Source organism: Mesorhizobium sp. P2_B11 (genome assembly GCF_056404855.1).
This window is the reverse complement of record NZ_JBFUDF010000004.1, coordinates 142,546-158,170: the sequence shown is the minus strand read 5'-3', so window position 1 is coordinate 158,170 and position 15,625 is coordinate 142,546. Positions and strand designations below refer to the sequence as shown.

The 15,625-nt window shown below is 63.9% G+C and carries 17 protein-coding genes; all 17 read right to left on the bottom strand.

Features of this window, described 5'->3' with window-relative positions:
* A complete protein-coding gene (fliF, locus tag AC1DYJ_RS14270; RefSeq protein ID WP_477426120.1) occupies positions 1-1,644 on the bottom strand; it encodes a flagellar basal-body MS-ring/collar protein FliF in 1,644 nt (547 codons plus the stop codon).
* A 190-nt stretch (positions 1,645-1,834) separates the two neighbouring features.
* Positions 1,835-2,719: a flagellin N-terminal helical domain-containing protein gene (locus AC1DYJ_RS14265; RefSeq protein WP_477288288.1), complete on the bottom strand. Its 885-nt coding sequence runs from the start codon at positions 2,717-2,719 to the stop codon at positions 1,835-1,837.
* 281 nt (positions 2,720-3,000) lie between these two features.
* A complete protein-coding gene (locus AC1DYJ_RS14260; protein ID WP_477288286.1) occupies positions 3,001-3,885 on the bottom strand; it encodes a flagellin N-terminal helical domain-containing protein in 885 nt (294 codons plus the stop codon).
* Positions 3,886-4,098: 213 nt separating this feature from the next.
* On the bottom strand, positions 4,099-4,830 hold the full coding sequence (fliP, locus tag AC1DYJ_RS14255; protein ID WP_477288284.1) for a flagellar type III secretion system pore protein FliP: 732 nt from the start codon (positions 4,828-4,830) through the stop codon (positions 4,099-4,101).
* Positions 4,827-5,327: a flagellar basal body-associated FliL family protein gene (locus AC1DYJ_RS14250; RefSeq protein ID WP_477288282.1), complete on the bottom strand. Its 501-nt coding sequence runs from the start codon at positions 5,325-5,327 to the stop codon at positions 4,827-4,829. The genes fliP and AC1DYJ_RS14250 overlap by 4 nt, the downstream gene beginning before the upstream one ends.
* Before the next feature lie 17 nt (positions 5,328-5,344).
* Positions 5,345-6,049 carry a flagellar basal body L-ring protein FlgH gene (gene flgH, locus AC1DYJ_RS14245; protein WP_477288280.1) on the bottom strand — a complete coding sequence of 235 codons (705 nt, stop codon included), beginning with the start codon at positions 6,047-6,049 and terminating at the stop codon, positions 5,345-5,347.
* On the bottom strand, positions 6,046-6,621 hold the full coding sequence (locus AC1DYJ_RS14240) for a MotE family protein (RefSeq protein WP_477288278.1): 576 nt from the start codon (positions 6,619-6,621) through the stop codon (positions 6,046-6,048). Before AC1DYJ_RS14240 ends, flgH begins: the two co-directional genes overlap by 4 nt.
* Before the next feature lie 3 nt (positions 6,622-6,624).
* The gene (locus AC1DYJ_RS14235; RefSeq protein WP_477288276.1) at positions 6,625-7,866 is read right to left on the bottom strand and encodes a flagellar basal body P-ring protein FlgI; all 1,242 of its coding nucleotides are present in this window, start codon (positions 7,864-7,866) and stop codon (positions 6,625-6,627) included.
* The gene (gene flgA, locus AC1DYJ_RS14230; RefSeq protein WP_477288274.1) at positions 7,863-8,387 is read right to left on the bottom strand and encodes a flagellar basal body P-ring formation chaperone FlgA; all 525 of its coding nucleotides are present in this window, start codon (positions 8,385-8,387) and stop codon (positions 7,863-7,865) included. Before flgA ends, AC1DYJ_RS14235 begins: the two co-directional genes overlap by 4 nt.
* A 6-nt stretch (positions 8,388-8,393) precedes the next feature.
* Entirely contained in the window at positions 8,394-9,182 is a 789-nt protein-coding gene (gene flgG / locus AC1DYJ_RS14225; protein WP_477288272.1) for a flagellar basal-body rod protein FlgG, read from the bottom strand.
* Between the two features lie 11 nt (positions 9,183-9,193).
* The gene (gene fliE / locus AC1DYJ_RS14220; protein WP_192254420.1) at positions 9,194-9,529 is read right to left on the bottom strand and encodes a flagellar hook-basal body complex protein FliE; all 336 of its coding nucleotides are present in this window, start codon (positions 9,527-9,529) and stop codon (positions 9,194-9,196) included.
* Positions 9,529-9,945, bottom strand: a complete 417-nt coding sequence (flgC, locus tag AC1DYJ_RS14215) for a flagellar basal body rod protein FlgC (RefSeq protein ID WP_142865957.1) — start codon at positions 9,943-9,945, stop codon at positions 9,529-9,531. Before flgC ends, fliE begins: the two co-directional genes overlap by 1 nt.
* Before the next feature lie 2 nt (positions 9,946-9,947).
* Entirely contained in the window at positions 9,948-10,328 is a 381-nt protein-coding gene (gene flgB, locus AC1DYJ_RS14210; RefSeq protein WP_112559338.1) for a flagellar basal body rod protein FlgB, read from the bottom strand.
* Between the two features lie 91 nt (positions 10,329-10,419).
* On the bottom strand, positions 10,420-11,640 hold the full coding sequence (locus AC1DYJ_RS14205) for a hypothetical protein (RefSeq protein ID WP_477288269.1): 1,221 nt from the start codon (positions 11,638-11,640) through the stop codon (positions 10,420-10,422).
* A complete protein-coding gene (gene fliI / locus AC1DYJ_RS14200) occupies positions 11,621-13,042 on the bottom strand; it encodes a flagellar protein export ATPase FliI (protein ID WP_477288267.1) in 1,422 nt (473 codons plus the stop codon). The genes AC1DYJ_RS14205 and fliI overlap by 20 nt, the downstream gene beginning before the upstream one ends.
* 5 nt (positions 13,043-13,047) lie before the next feature.
* Complete coding sequence (gene flgF / locus AC1DYJ_RS14195) at positions 13,048-13,773, bottom strand: flagellar basal-body rod protein FlgF (protein WP_112559340.1); 726 nt, start codon at positions 13,771-13,773, stop codon at positions 13,048-13,050.
* 7 nt (positions 13,774-13,780) lie between these two features.
* On the bottom strand, positions 13,781-15,592 hold the full coding sequence (locus AC1DYJ_RS14190; protein WP_477288265.1) for a DUF1217 domain-containing protein: 1,812 nt from the start codon (positions 15,590-15,592) through the stop codon (positions 13,781-13,783).
* Positions 15,593-15,625: the final 33 nt, after the last annotated feature.

Sequence of the window (15,625 nt, the reverse complement as noted above, 5' to 3'; positions counted from 1 at the left end):
CTAAACCGCCGCTTCCTGGGCCGCCCATTTGCGCAGGATCTGCGCGGTGCGCTCCTCGTTGAGATCGACCATGCGGGCAAGCCGTTCCTGCGGCGCCGGCCTGATCTTCTGGCGAAGGTCGTCGAGCGGGGTCGGGCCGGAGCGGCCGCTCGGCAATGCCGCCGGCGGGGGTTCGGCAGTGGCGGTGGTTTCAGGTGTCGGCAGCGATCGCTGGACATCGTCGAAGCTTGGACCGGCAAGGGCGGGCGTCGGCCGCGCGGTCAGTGCGGCGGCCATCGGCCTCAGGCCGAAGAAGGCGACCAGGAACACCACGACGATAAAAGCGCCGGCATTGATCATCGTGCCGGCATGGGTTCCGATCGATGCCATGATGCCCGGCTGCTCGATCGGCTCGCCGTCCAGTCCGTCGATGAACTCGACCGCCGAGACATCGATGATATCGCCGCGCTTGTCGTCGAAGCCGGTGGCCGAGGCCACCATCTTCTGGATGTCGGCGACGCGCTTGGCGATCTGCTCGGGCGTGGCGTCCTTGCCGAGGATGGTCATCAGCCGCTGCTGGTTGACGACGACGGCGATCGACATTTTGGTGACGGAATAGCCGTTGGAGACGGTGGYGATCTTCTTGGAGTTGATCTCGTAATTGGTGATCTCCTCCTTGCGGTCGTTCGCCGACGATGTCTGCGGACCTTCGGTGCTGGTCGCCTGGGTCTCGGGCAGGTTCTGCTCGACGCTGGCCGGGGTCGAGGCCTGCCTCTGGTTGCTGTTTTCGTTGGCGCGCACCGACTGCACCGAACGTTCGACACGCGACTCCGGATCGAAGATCGTCTCTTCGGTCTGACGGGTGTCGGTGTTGACATCGGCCTTGACGCTGGCGCGGAAATTGTCTGGCCCGAGATAGGGCGTCAGCGCGCGGCGAATGTTGTCGCCGATCTGCGCCTCGACAGTCTGCTCGACGCCAAGCGTGCGAGCAGCACTGGTGTTGGAGGGGTCGTCGCCGGCGGCGAGAAGATTGCCGTTGGAGTCGAGCACGGTGACCTTGTCGGCCGACAGGCCGGGGACGGCGGCGGCGACGAGATGGCGGATCGACATGGCGCTCTTTTCGGCGTCGATGCCGGAATAGCGGATCACCACCGAGGCTGAGGGCTGCTGTTCGTCGCGGCGGAAATTGGCGCGCTCGGACATGACGATGTGGACGCGTGCGGCCTTGATGCCTGCGATCGACTGGATGGTGCGGGCGATCTCGCCTTCCAGCGCGCGCACGCGGGTGATCTGCTGCATGAAGGATGTCAGGCCGAGCGAGCCGACATTGTCGAACAGTTCATAGCCGGCATTGGCGCTGGTCGGGAGGCCCTTTTCGGCAAGCAGCATGCGCGCCTGCGCGGTGGTGCCGGCCGGCACCAGCACGGAGGTACCGTCGGAGCCGACGTCGAAGCCGATGCCGGCCTCGCCGAGCACCAGGCCGATCTGATTCACGTCGGAACGATCGAGCCCGACATAGAGCGTCTCATAGGCAGGGCGGTTGAGATAGACCGAGCCGATGCCGATGACGGCCATGACCAGCACGGCAATGCCGGCCAGCATGGCCAGGCGCCGGACGCCAAATGCCCTGAGATTCGAGATGATGCTCTGGATCTGTTGCGGCACGATTCAAGCGCTCCCAGCATGATATTCCGTGGGAACACTAGACCGCGAAGCTTGTGCGAAGATGATAGAGCATGCCGCCCGCAAGTGTGCAGCGCTTCCTGGCCAACGACATGCTTCAAAACACGGCCACAAAGCAAAAGGGCCGCGCTGTTGGCGCGGCCCTTGATTCAAAGGGAAAAGTGGGGTCCGCTTACTGCTTGAACAGCGCCAGGATCGACTGCGAATTGCCATTGGCGATCGACAGCGACTGGATGCCGAGCTGCTGCTGGACCTGGAGGGCCTGCAGCCGCGTCGATTCCTTGTTCATGTCGGCGTCGACCAGCGCGCCGACGCCCTTGTCGATGGAGTCCGAGAGGTTAGACAGGAAGCTCTTCTGGGTGTCGATGCGCGACTTGGCGGCGCCGAGATAGGCAGCCCCGGTGGACAGCTTTGCCAGCGCCGTTTCAACGGCGCCGAGTGCGGTGTCGATGGCAGCCGGAAGGACCTGGGTGGTGCTCGGATCGAAGAAGGTCGCAGCAAGCAGGCCGCCGACGATGCCGCCGGTGCCGGCAATGTCGAGAACCTGCGTATCGGAAGCCTTGACGTCGATGGTGTCGATGGCGACGGTCGTGCCGGTGCGGTTGTAGGAAGCGACGATCTTCAGGTCGGAGGCGGCCGTAGCGTCGTTCTGCAGCAGGTTCGAGCCGGCATAGGAAGCGTTGGTGACCGACGACTTGATCTGGTCCTGGATAGCCTTGATTTCGGTCGCGATCTTCTGCTGGTCGTCCTTCGAGGCGCTGCGCGCGGTAACCAGCTTGGCCTTGATCAGGTCGACCTGGTCCTTGATGTCGGTGATGGCGGTGTAGGCGGTGTCGACCTTGCCGGCGCCGAGGCCGAGCGCGTCCTGAACGGCCGAAAGCGCCTTGTTGTCGGACTTCATCGTGGTGGCGATCGACCAGTAGGCGGCGTTGTCGCTGGCGGTGGCGACGCGGTAGCCGGTCGAAATGCGCGCCTGGGTCATTTCGAGCTGCTTGTTGGTGTTGTTCAAGCTCTGCAGCGCGGTCAGCGCCGAAGCGTTCGTCATGATGCTTGCCAAGATATCTACCCCTTTTCAAAAACTGGCGTGTCCTGCACACGCCGGATCAACTTCATCAGGGGGTAGGCATAAGCCCATCGACCGTCTGGTCTGCCCGCCATGGTATGGTTAACCATGACTAGCGGGATATGGTTAATGGCCTGTTAAAACAAGCCAATCCGGCCGCCGGCCAAAAGCAAAATCGGCCGCCATTTGAAGAGAAAATCGAGAGCCACAAAAAGAAATCGGGCCGCGCTGTTGGCGCGGCCCGATCGGATATTATCAGTCGTAAAGTCGAGAGATCAGCCGCGGAAGAGCGACAGGATCGACTGCGAGTTGCCGTTGGCGATCGACAGCGCCTGGATGCCGAGCTGCTGCTGGACCTGGAGGGCCTGCAGACGGGTCGATTCCTTGTTCATGTCGGCGTCGACCAGAGCGCCGACGCCCTTGTCGATGGAGTCCGACAGGTTCGACAGGAAGCTCTTCTGGGTGTCGATGCGCGACTTGGCAGCGCCGAGCGAGGCAGCGCCCGTGGACAGCTTGGCAAGCGCCGTTTCAACGGTGCCGAGCGCGGTGTCGATGGCGGTGGAAGCAACCGCAGTGGTGCTCGGATCGAAGAAGGTCGCAGCAAGCAGGCCGCCGACGATGCCGCCCGTGCCGGCAACGTCGAGAACCTGCGTGTCGGCAGCCTTGACGTCGATGGTGTCGATGGTGACGGTCGCGCCGGTACGGTTGTAGGAAGCGACGATCTTCAGGTCGGAGGCGGCGGCAGCGTCGTTCTGCAGCAGGTTCGAGCCGGCGAAGTTGGCGTTGGCGACCGAGGACTTGATCTGCGCCTGGATGGCGTTGATTTCGGTCGCGATCTTCTGCTGGTCTTCCTTCGAAGCGCCGCGAGCGGTGACGAGCTTGGACTTGATCAGGTCGACCTGGTCCTTGACGTCGTTGATGGCGGTGTAGGCGGTGTCAACCTTGCCGGCGCCGAGGCCGAGCGAGTCCTGAACGGCCGAAAGTGCCTTGTTGTCGGACTTCATCGAGGTCGCGATCGACCAGTAGGCGGCGTTGTCGCTGGCGGTGGCGACGCGGTAGCCGGTCGAAATGCGGGCCTGCGTCTGCTCGAGGGATTTGTTGGTGTTGTTCAGGCTCTGCAGCGCGGTCAGCGCCGAGGCGTTCGTCATGATACTGGACATGGCTACTCGTACCTTGATTTTTACAGGTGTTTTTTTTGCATACCGGCTTTTCCGGTATGACGGAGCGGCATCATGCCAATGATCGTGAGACCCGATCACCCGCCATCTGCGAGCAATATGCGGGCAAGTCCCTACCAAAGGGCTAAACGGGACGGTTAACCGGAAATATATTGGATAAAGTTTTAGCCAGGCGCCACGCAGGGTCGCCGGCGATCAGGTGAAGGATCGCACCAGGCTGCCGACAAGCAGGTTCCAGCCGTCGATGAGGACGAAGAACAGGATCTTGAAGGGCAGCGAAACGACGGTCGGCGGCAGCATCATCATGCCCATGGCCATGGTGATGGTGGCAACGATCAGGTCGATGACAAGGAACGGCAGCACGATCAGGAAGCCGATCTCGAAGCCGCGGCGTATTTCGGAGATCATGAAGGCCGGCACCAGGATGCGCAGGTCGACGGTTTCCTTGGCAACTACCTGGCCGCGCTCGCGGGCGAGATCGGCGAACAGGTCAAAATCCTTGTCGCGCACATTGTGCAGCATGAAGGTGCGGAACGGGTCCGAAATCTTCTCGAACGCCTCGGTCTGGCTGATCTGGTTGTCCATCAGCGGCTTGACGCCGGTGTTCCAGGCCTGGTCGAAGGTCGGCGCCATGACATAAAAGGTCATGAACAGCGACAATGAGATCAGGATCAGATTGGCCGGCGTCGACTGCAGGCCGATGCCGGCGCGCAGGATCGAGAAGGCGATGACGAAGCGGGTGAAGCTCGTCACCATGATCAACAGGCCCGGCGCCACCGACAGCACGGTGAGCAGGCCGAACATCTGGATGATATAGCCGACGGTGGCGCCGTCGGCCTTGCTGATGCCACCGAGGTCGAGCTGCTGGGCAGCGGCGACAGACGTGGCGGCGACGACGATCGCGGCGGCGAGGATGAGTTTTCTCATTCGAGCAGCAATGTCCTGATCAGAATCTGTTTGGCATGGCCACCGCTGCGGATCGCGGCGCGCTCCTCGAGGTCGGCTTTCAAATGCTGGTAGCCGCTAGCGCCTTCGATCTGATGCATCTTCAGGGTGCGGACCATGGCCAGCAGGTCCTGGTGGATGCTCTCGGTCATCTCCGAGGGTTGCGGCGCGTCATAGACCACCGACGCTTCCAGCCTTATCCAGATATCAGCCGGCGCGGCCAGATTGGTGGTGATCGGCGGCAGTTGCACGAGCGCCGGCCCGTTGCCCGGCGCATGTTCGGCGGCCGGGCCTGGCTGCTCGGCGTTGGACGCGTTCTCCGGCGCTGCCGGTACCGGCACCGGTCCGCCGACGCCCTTCAGATAGCCGCCAGAGACCCAGCCCATGCCGATGGCAGCGCCTGTCACTGCCAAAAGCATCGCGAGCTGGATGACTAGCGATGGGCCTCTCTTGGGCTGAACCTGTTCGACATTTGCCACGGCGCCGTTCTCCTGACCTAGAAGGGGAGGACTTGGTCGAGGATCTGCTGGCCGTAGGCAGGTTGCTGGACCTCGGCAATCCGGCCGCGGCCGCCATAGGAGATACGCGCCTCGGCGATGCGTTCGTAGGAAATGGTGTTTTCGGCGCCGATGTCGGAGGGACGCACCATGCCGGCAATGGTCAGCACCCTGAGCTCGTAGTTGACGCGCACCTCCTGCGAGCCGCGGATCATCAGATTGCCGTTGGGCAGCACTTCGGTGACGACAGCGGCGACATTGAGTTCGAGATTTTCGGAACGCTTGATCTCGCCGTCCGCGTTGGTTTCGGTGCTTGAGCTCAAGCCGGCATCGCCCTTGCCGCTGGTGCTGGCATCTTCCCATCCGAGCTTGACGTCATAGCCGAGCTTGCGCGCGGCGGTGCGGCTGCGGTCGTTCTGGTTCTTGAAGTTGGCCTTGTCGTTGAGCTTGATCCTGACGGTCAGGATGTCGCCATCGCGCAGCGCGCGCGGATCGGTGAACAATCGACTCTGCCGATCGTCCCACAGCGAGAATTTCTTCACCGGCGCCCGTGGCTCTTCCGGGTATGCATAGGGCGCATTGACGCTGCCGGTAATGCCGGAGCCGACCGGCGACATCACCGGCTCCCTGCCGATCTCCTTCGGGTCGATGGCACAGCCGGACAGTGAAGCGGCCGCGACCAGGGCGAGGATCTGCAACTTCATGACGGATCTACCCTTCGGGCCGCGCTGGCCATGATGCCGGTGAGCGCGGCCGCCGCCTTCTGGTCCATTTCGTTGAGGATGACGCCGGCCTTGCGCGAATCGAGTTTCATCAGGATGGCGGCGGCGAGATCGGGGGTGACCATGGCCAGGCGCTCGGCCGCGGCGTCAGGCTTCATGCCGGCATAAATCTTGACGACGCCGTCCTCGGCGCGGGCCAGGAAAACTTCGCGCCGCTTCAGCCATTGCTCGTATTCGGCGCGCTTCTCGTCCAGCGCCTTCATGCGCTGGTCGATGCCGGCCTGCAGCTGCTTCAGCTCTTCGGCCTGCAACGCGTAGCGGCGGTCGCGGGCGGCATCGGCGATGTTGGAGCAGAAGCGCTGGATTTCGCTTTCGTCCGGCGCTTTCTCGCGAACCAGCTGCTGGGCTGCCGGCGGCTGCTGCCCGCCGGGCAGAACCTGCCGCACCGCTTCTTCCGCGCTGACCGGCATGGCTGCCAGAAGCGTGGCGAAGGCGCAGGCTGCCAGGGCTGCGTTGCGGCGGTGTTTTGGGGAAAGGCGATCGATCATCTTCATGGCCTATTGAAGAACCAGATCGGCCTGCAAAGCGCCGGCCGACTTGATGCCTTGCAGGATGGCAATGATGCCGTCCGGCTTGACGCCGAGACGGTTGAGGCCGGACACCAGCGTTTCGAGATTAGGCCCATCGAGCACGGCGACGCGGGCGTCGGGCCGGGTGGCCTCGATGGTGGTGAAGGGTTCCTCAGCGGTCACGCCCTTGGAGAAGGGTTCGGGCTGGACGATTTTCGGCTGCTCGGTGATGCGCACGGTGAGCGTGCCGTGGCTGATCGCCACGCGCGAGATCTTGACCTCGTTGCCGATGACGATGGTGCCGGTGCGCTCGTCGATGACCACACGGGCCGGCGTGTCGGATTCGACCACCAGGTTCTCGATCTCGGCATAGAAGCGCGCCGCCGAAACATTCTTCGGCCGCCTGATCTGCACGGTGCGCGCATCGCGCTCCGCCGCCACGCGCATGCCGAAGCGCTGCGAGGTGTAGCCGTTGATGGCGTCGGCGATGCGGACGGCGGTGGAGAAATCGGGATTGCGCAGCTGCAAGGTGAGCAGCGACTGGTCTTCGAACTCGGCGCGCACGGTGCGCTCGACAATGGCGCCGTTGGGCACGCGGCCGGCCGTCGGCACGCCCTGCGTCAGCTTTTCGGCGTCGCCCTGGGCGGTGAAGCCAGAAACGATCACCGAGCCCTGTCCGACTGCATAGATTTCGCCGTCAGCCGCCTTCAGCGGCGTCATGATCAGCGTGCCACCCTGGAGCGATGTGGCGTCACCCATCGAGGAGACGTCGATGTCGATGCGGGCGCCCGACTGGACATAGGGCGGCATGTTGGCGGTGACGATGACGGCGGCGACGTTCTTGGCGCGCGCGCTGCCGCCTTCGGTGGCGATGCCGAGATTTTCCAGCATGGCGCGGATCGACTGTTCGGTGAAGGGTGAATTGCGCAGGCTGTCACCCGATCCGGCGAGGCCGATGACGAGGCCGTAGCCGACAAGCTGGTTGTCGCGCGAAGCCTGCAGCTGAGCGATGTCCTTGATGCGCGAGGCGACCTGGCCGGGCGGCAGCGAGCTTGGGCCGTTGGACACCCTGAACATGCGGCTGGTGGTGGCCGGGTCGTATTCGGGGTCGACAAAGGCGCCGCCATTCTGGCCGGCAAGATCGCGCTTTTGCTTCGGCGTAAGACCGTCGGCCAGCGCCGGCTGCAGGCCAAGAATGGCCGCGAGCAGAAGGGCAGGTCCGCGTCTCATGATGCGCTGACCCGGATGGTGCCGTCGGCCATCACCGTGCCGGAAAAGATTTTGCCGCTGTCGGTGTTGCGGACCTTGATCAGATCGCCCGCGGCACCCGGCTGCAACGACACCGCCGTGGCCGAAATGGTAAGGTCGCCGGCGATGAAATAGACCTGTACGGCGGCACCCTGTTCGACCAGCCAGGCATCGCGGATGGCGGCGACCGGAATGTAGCGGCCGGGCAGCAGCGTGCGCTTGGCAACTTTGCCCTGGAGTTCCTCGGCCTGCGTGGCCACCGCATCCGGCCTGTGCTTGCCGGGCAGCAGCGTCACCGGCTTCAAGGCGCCGGTATCGATCATCTCGCCGGGATAGATGACCCGGTTGGGGATCAACACGACTTCGCCGGCCGCCTGGCTGCTGGCGACCTGCGTTGCCTGCTGGTCTGCGCTCTCCTGCGCAAAAGCCGGTACGCCGCCAGCCACCAGCGCAAGGATCAGCGCGGTGCGGCAAAGCGCGAAGCGGGAGGCCACAGAGAGCATCAAACCTTACCTGATGTTCTTGGACACGACCGAGGCCATGTCGTCGGCGGCCTGGATGACCTTGGAGTTCATCTCATAGGCGCGCTGCGCCGAGATCAGCTCGGTGATTTCCTTGACCGGATCGACGTTGGACGCCTCGAGGTAGCCTTGCTGGACCGTGGCAAAACCGGGATCGCCGGGCACGCCGACATTGGCTGGGCCCGAGGCCGGCGTTTCCTGGAACAGATTGTCGCCGAGCGGGGCCAGGCCCGCTTCGTTGGCGAAGTTGGCGAGCTGCAGCTGGCCGAGCTGCTGGAGATCGGTCTGGCCGTCGATGCGGGCAAAGACCTGGCCGGTCTTGTTGACGATGACTTCGATGGCGTCGACCGGCACGGTGATGGCCGGGATGACATTGGCGCCGTCGACGGTCACCAGCTGGCCGGTGGCGTTGGTGTTGAAGGCGCCGGCGCGGCTGTAGAGCGTGCCGCCGTCGGCGCCCTCGATCTGGAACCAGCCGCGGCCGGTCAGCGCCATGTCGAAACTGTTGCCGGTCGAGGTCAACTCGCCCTGCGTATGGACGTTGCGCACCGCCGTCGTTTTGACGCCGAGGCCGATCGACACGCCTTCCGGCACCAGCGAGGAGTTGGAGCGGTTGGGCACGCCTTGCGAGCGGTCGACCTGGTAGAGCAGGTCGGAGAATTCGGCGCGCGCGCGCTTGTAGCCGGTGGTGTTGATGTTGGCGATGTTGTTGGCGATGACTTCCAGATTGGTCTGCTGGGCGTTCATGCCGGTCGCTGCAATGGCGAGTGCTTTCACGGCAAGTCTCCTCAGATGCCCATACGGCTGATTTCGAGATAGGCGGAGACGACCTTGTCGCGGATGGCGATCGTGGTCTGCAGGGCCTGCTGGGCGCTCATGACGGCGTCGACGACCTGGCGGGTATCGGCGTCGCCCTTGAGCGCCTGGATCGAGACCTGCTCGGCATTCTGCAAGGTGTTGACGGTCTTCGAGGCAGCCTGGCTCAGCGCCTCGGCGAAGGTGCCGGCGATTTCGCCGCCGGCCATTGGCGCCGTGGTGCCCTGGAACAGGTCGGTCGCGGCGTCAGTGCCGCCGATCTCCGGCTTGAGGGGAAGCGATCCGATACCGCCAATGCCGCTGATCATTACTGGTTCCTCATCAGGTCGATGGTCATGGAGATCAGATCACGCGCCTGCTTGATGACCTGAAGGTTGGCTTCGTAGGAGCGGTTGGCTTCGCTCATGTCGGCCATCTCGACCAGCACGTTGACGTTGGGCATCTTGACGTAGCCCTTGTCGTCGGCGGCCTCGTTGCCGGGCTGGAACTCGACGGGAAAGTCGCTGGGATCGCGGTCGATGGAGTTGACCTCCACCATCGTTCCGCCCGAGGCACGGTCGAGCTCGGAGACGAAGCTGATGGTCTTGCGGCGATAGGGGTCGGCGCCCGGCGTGTTGCCGGTCGACTGGGCGTTGGCAAGGTTTTCCGAGACGACGCGCAAACGGTCCGACTGGGCGCCGAGGCCGGATGCGGCAATCTTGAGGGCTGCGGTGAGCGCGTCCATGGTCAGGTCTTAACCGCCATCATCATCATCGAATGGAAGGCCTTGACGATCGCCGTGTTGAGCTCGAAGGAGCGGCGGACCTCGCCGGCCTTCATCAACTCGTTCTCGACCACCACGGTGTTCTTCGAAGGCATGATGGCGCCTGTGGTTTCTTCGGGCTTGACCGTGAAGCCGGCATTGGTGGCGGCGGTGCCGAGGTGGCCTGCCTGGGTGGCGGTCAGCGACACCGCCGTGCGGTCGAGCACCTTCTCGAACGGCTCGACATCGCCGGCGGTGTAGCCTGGCGTGTTGACGTTGGCGATGTTGCCGGCAATGGCGGACTGACGCACGGACAGCCATTGCGACTGCTTGGCTGCAAGATCGAAAAGGTTGACGGGCTCCATGGGGATCTCCAGGCTGGTACGCACCAGACTAGGCCGCCAGTCTTGCGCGGACCTTGCGCGGGCCCGGCCGCGCCGCAGCCGGCGGGCGCGATTATTTGGAGAGTTCGATCACCTGGTCGGTGCTGGTGACCATCACCCATTTGCCGCCGCGCTGCTCGATCGACGAGACGGTGCTGGCATCAGGCAGCTTCGAGCCTCGCTGGACGATCCACAGGCCGGCATCGTCCTCGATCATGGCGCGGCCATTGGCGACATGAACCATGCGGAATTTGGGATCACCCGGAAAAGGCTGCTCGTCGGCGCCGGGGGGCTGGGTCTTGTCCTCGGAGTCCTGCAGCGTGCCGGTGGCGAAAAGGTCGACATCGGGAACATCGTTCGCGGTCAGCGGCTGGCCGGAATTTTCCATTTGCGAGCCGCCGCTGACACGGCCGGCATTGGTGCCGCTGCCGCCGAACTTGATCGCCTGGACGCCGAACTGGTCCTGGTTGAAGAAGATATACCAGGGAAACAGCGCGCAGATCAGGCCGAGCGTGATGCCGAGCGCGGCAAAGACGATATCGCTGCGGCGGTCATCCTTCTTTTTCAGCCTGGGAAACTGCGCCCTTGGCGGCGGCGGCCAGTCGACGTCGGGAAAGAGCCCGTCGAGAAGCGAGTCACGGCTAGCCGCGATCGCCTCGTTGAGTTCGGCATGCGGAGCCTTGGGCAGTGGGGGCTTGGCGAAAGCGGGAGGAGCCGGTCTTGCCACCTCCAGAAAGGCAGGCTTGCCGACATCGCGCAATGCAGGTTCGACTGTTCTGATCGATACTGGCTTGGTCTCGCCGGTTGGAGCAGGCTTTGCCGTTTTTCGCGAGGCAGACTTGGCTGCTTTGCGCGCTGCTACTCTGGCCGCTTTGCGCGACGCCGCCTTGGACGCGCTGCTCGATATGAGCTTCGCGCTACCCGATGCAAGCCTGGATACACCGCGCAAGGCAGCCTTCGGTGCACCGACCAGGGCAAGCCTGAACGCGCCGGGTGTCGATGGCTCACCCATGCCGGGCAAGGCAAGGTTGGCTACGCTCGGCAAGGCCGCCTCAGGCGAGCCGAGCAAGGCAGGCTCGGGCACGCTGCGCAACGCAGGCTGGACCAGTCTCGGCAAGGGTTGCTTGGCCGCCCTGGCCAATGCGGCCTCGGTTTTGGCTGCCTTGGCGCGATCAGCTTTCGCCTTGGCAGCCCGTGCTTCGTCAGCCCTGGCTTCCTCGGCGGCGGTGGCCTCGGCCAGCATCTCGCGCAAAAGCCGCTCGGTATATTGGCGCTCAGTCTCCTGCGTCGACACTTTGCTTGCCTTTCAGATGACGGGCGAGGTCGGAGAATGCGTCGTTCGAGGCGCGGTCCTTCGGCGACTGCGTCAGCGCTTCGTAGATCAGCGGCACTTGGCGCACCGCAATGTCGAGCTCCGCATCGGCGCCGCCCTGGTAGGCGCCGAGCAGGCGGATGTCGCGCGTGTCCTCGAAGCGCGAGATCATCGACTTAAGCCTTGTCACCAGCATGCGCTGCTCGGGGCTCCATGCCTTGTCGGCGAGGCGTGAGATCGACGACAGCGGATTGACCGGCGGATAGCGGCCCTGCTCGGCAATGGCGCGGTCGAGCACGACATGGCCGTCGAGAATGCCGCGCACCGAATCGGCGACCGGGTCGTTGTGGTCGTCACCGTCGACCAGCACCGAGATGATGGCGGTGATGGATCCCTGGCCTTTGGCGCCTGGGCCTTCAGCGCCCGGTCCGGCGCGTTCGAGCAGCTTTGGCAGGTCGGTGAAAACGGAAGCGGGATAGCCGCGCGCGACCGGTGGCTCGCCGGTACCGGTCGCCACTTCGCGCAGCGCATGGGCAAAGCGGGTGATCGAATCCAGCACCAGAAGTACGCGGTGGCCCTGGTCGCGAAAATGTTCGGCGACGCGCATGGCGGTGTCGGGCGCGCGCCGCCGCATCATGGCGCTCTCGTCGCTGGTGGCGACGACGGCGACCGTCTTGGCCATGCTTTGCGCGCCGATCGTGTCTTCGAGGAATTCGCGCACCTCGCGGCCGCGTTCGCCGATCAGCGCCACTACCACCGTATCGAAAGCATCGGCGCCTGCCAGCATGGCGAGCAGCGTCGACTTGCCGACGCCGGATCCGGCAAAGACGCCGAGGCGCTGGCCGAAGCAGAGCGGCGTGAAGATGTCGATGACCTTGACCCCGGTCGTGAAGGCGGTGCCGACTCGTTGCCGCGCCATGGCGCCGGGCGTGGTGCCGTCGCCGCTTGCCGTTTCGCCGTTCCTGATCAGCGGCGGACCGCCGTCGATGACGCGGGTCAGCGCGTCGATGGCGCGTCCGCGCCACGAGGCGTGCGGCGTTACCACCAGCGGACCGCGGCGAAAGACGGCGTCGCCGATGCCGGCATCGGCGCTGCGTTCGAAAGGCGCGATGACGACCTCGTCGCGGCCGATCCTGACGATCTCGCCGCGCCGCGTGCCGGCTTGGCCGCGCTGCTCGACAAGGTCACCGAGCCTCGCGACTTCGGACAGGCCGCGCACCTTGTAGTGCGTCGGCGAAACCTCGGCGACGCGGCCGCCGCGCCGCAGCAGCGTTTCGGTATCGTCGAACCGGTGCCAGATGCGCTCCAGCGCAGCCAGCCGGTCTTCCGGTGCTGCTTCCGGCTGCCGTTCAAGCGCACGTATCGATGATTGCGGGCTCGACATGCGGCTTACGACTTGGAGCCGAGCGTCTTGATGGCATCGTCGGTCGAGGCGTCGGTCTGGCGCATCAGCGCCGCCGTGTTCTCGAAGGCGCGCTGAACCATGATCAGGCGCGTCATCTCGAGCACCGGATTGACGTTGGATTCCTCGACAAAGCCTTGCGCGACGCCGAGATCGGAGCGGTCGGTGACCGGCTCCGGCGCGCGTGAGGGAACGATGCCCGAATTGCCGTAGCGCACGAAATTCGGGCCTGGGTCGAAATTGAACAGGCCAATGGCGCCGACGAGCTTGTCGCCCTGGCGCAGCGAACCGTCGGCGCCCGCCTTGGGTGGGCCGTCGCGCGGGTCGAGCTGGATCGGCGCACCGCCGGCATCGAGCACCGGATGACCCTCGAGCGACATCAGCTCGCCGTTCTCGTTCATCGAAAAACGCCCGTCGCGCGTCATCACGGTGCCGGCTGGCGTATCGATACCGAACCAGGCATCGCCCTGGACGGCGAAGTCGAACGGATTGCCGGTCTGCGTCATCGCGCCATGCGCGCCGGACAAATAGGTTTTGCCGGAGGAGGCGAAAGATACAGATTTGGGGCCGCTGCCGGAGACGACATCCTCGAACTTCACGCCGGTGGCGCGAAAGCCGATGGTCGAGGCGTTGGCGACATTGTCGGCGATGGTGTCGAGACGGCGCTCAAGCGCGATCTGCGAGGAAAGGGCGACGTAAAGGCTGTCCTGCATGGTGCTCTCAGAATTTCAGTTTCTGCATGGCCATCATCAGATCGGTCGAGATGCCGACGGTGGTCGGTTGGGCAAACAGCACACCGACCGATGTCGATGCCGTCGAGGTCGGATGATTGATTTCCCACAGGCTGGTGAAGCGGGTCAGGAATTTGTCGAGCTTGGCCGGATCGGTGAAATCGGTGAGGTCGAGCTTTGCCTCGAAGGCCTGCGCCTGCTTGTCGATATCGGCGGTGGCGAAGGAATCGGGCAGGCCGATCGCGGTGCGCACCACGCTGGCCAGGGCGGTGTCGGCCAGCACGTCGTACCAGTTGGTGATGGTCGGCGCCTTGCGCTCGAAATATAGCGCCAGCCGCACGCCTTCATTGGTCTTGCCGGCATCCTCTTCCAGCGTCTGGCGCATGTATTTGTCGATGACCGGCTGCTGCGAGGCGACGCGGGTGGTCGCTGCCTCGCCGTAAGCCTCGAAGTTCAACGACGTGGCGAGCCTGGCAAAGGCTTTGTTGGCGGCCTTGTTGGCGACACTGTCCGGGTCGCTGACGCCGCCTTCCAGGACCCTGCGGATCAAGTCCTTGCTGACGCTTGAAGGATCTATCCCGCTGGCCGACAGAGCATAATTGTAGAGCCGGCTGTCGGCCATCAGGTCGTCGATCGATTTCACCTTGGTGATGTTGGCGTTGTAGTAATTCGTCTCTCCCTGAATAGCGTCGGCGTTCGGCGCGATGAGACCGAGGGTAGACAGGCCGGTGTAGAGTTTCGGCGTGTCCTTCAGTACCACGTCGCGCGTGGTTGTCTGGTCGCCATACTGGGCGAAATCGAAGGCGCTGACGAAGTTGGCATAGCTTTTGTCGGTCTGCAGGTTGGCAGGGCTGAACGGATCGGTGACGCCGCCATTGACCATGGTGCGGATCTGCTTCGGCGTCTGGGTTGACGCATCGATGCCATAAGCGGCCATGGCGAAGGTCAAGAGGCGCTTGTCCTTGATGAGATCGTCGATCGATTTCACCTTGGATATGTTTGCCGCGTAGTAGTCCGCTTCGCCCTTGATGTACTGGGCGGTCGGTTTCACCAGAACCAGCCCGGTCCCAGCCATCACCGCCTTGGGAACCGCCACTTGGACCGCGTCCCGAGATGTCGCCTGATCGCCGTACTGAACGAAATCGAAGGCAGCGACAAAAGCCGCGTAACCCTTGTTGATCGACTTGTTCGCGGGACTGTCCGGATCGGTGACACCGCCCTCGAGCATGGCCCGTACGGTCGCGGGCGGCTCGGCGTCGGCGTCAAGGCCGAATGCGGCCATGGCGTAGGTAAGCAACCGATTGTCTCCCATCAGATCGTCGATCGATTTGACCTTGGAGATATTGCTGATGAAATTGGACGTTTCGCCCTTGTAGTAGCTGTAGCCGTTCTGGAACGAGCCGAGGCCCACCTGTGCGGCATAGTTCTTGGTCACGCCCTGCTGGGCCGGGCTGTAGCTTGTGGCATCGGCACCAAGGGCCGCGAAATTGAAGGCCGAGACGAACTCGGCGTAGCGCTTGTCGGTCAATTTGTTGGCGAAGCTGTCGGGATCGGAGACGCCTTCCTTCAGGGCCTTGACCATGAAGGCCTTGGCGTAGGCCATATCGCCAAGACCAAACGCCTTCATGGCATAGGTGAACAGACGGGTGTTCTTGACGAAATCGTCGATCGATTTCACGCTGCCGATGTTGGCCAGATAGTAGTCGGTGTCGCGCTTGGTGATCGGGTCCGCCTCGATGCGGTCGATCGCCTTGGGAATATCCCGGGCGATGAGCTGGTAGCTGGTAAAAGTGCTCAACACGACATGCCTCCGGTCGCAGCTTCAGTGACAGAG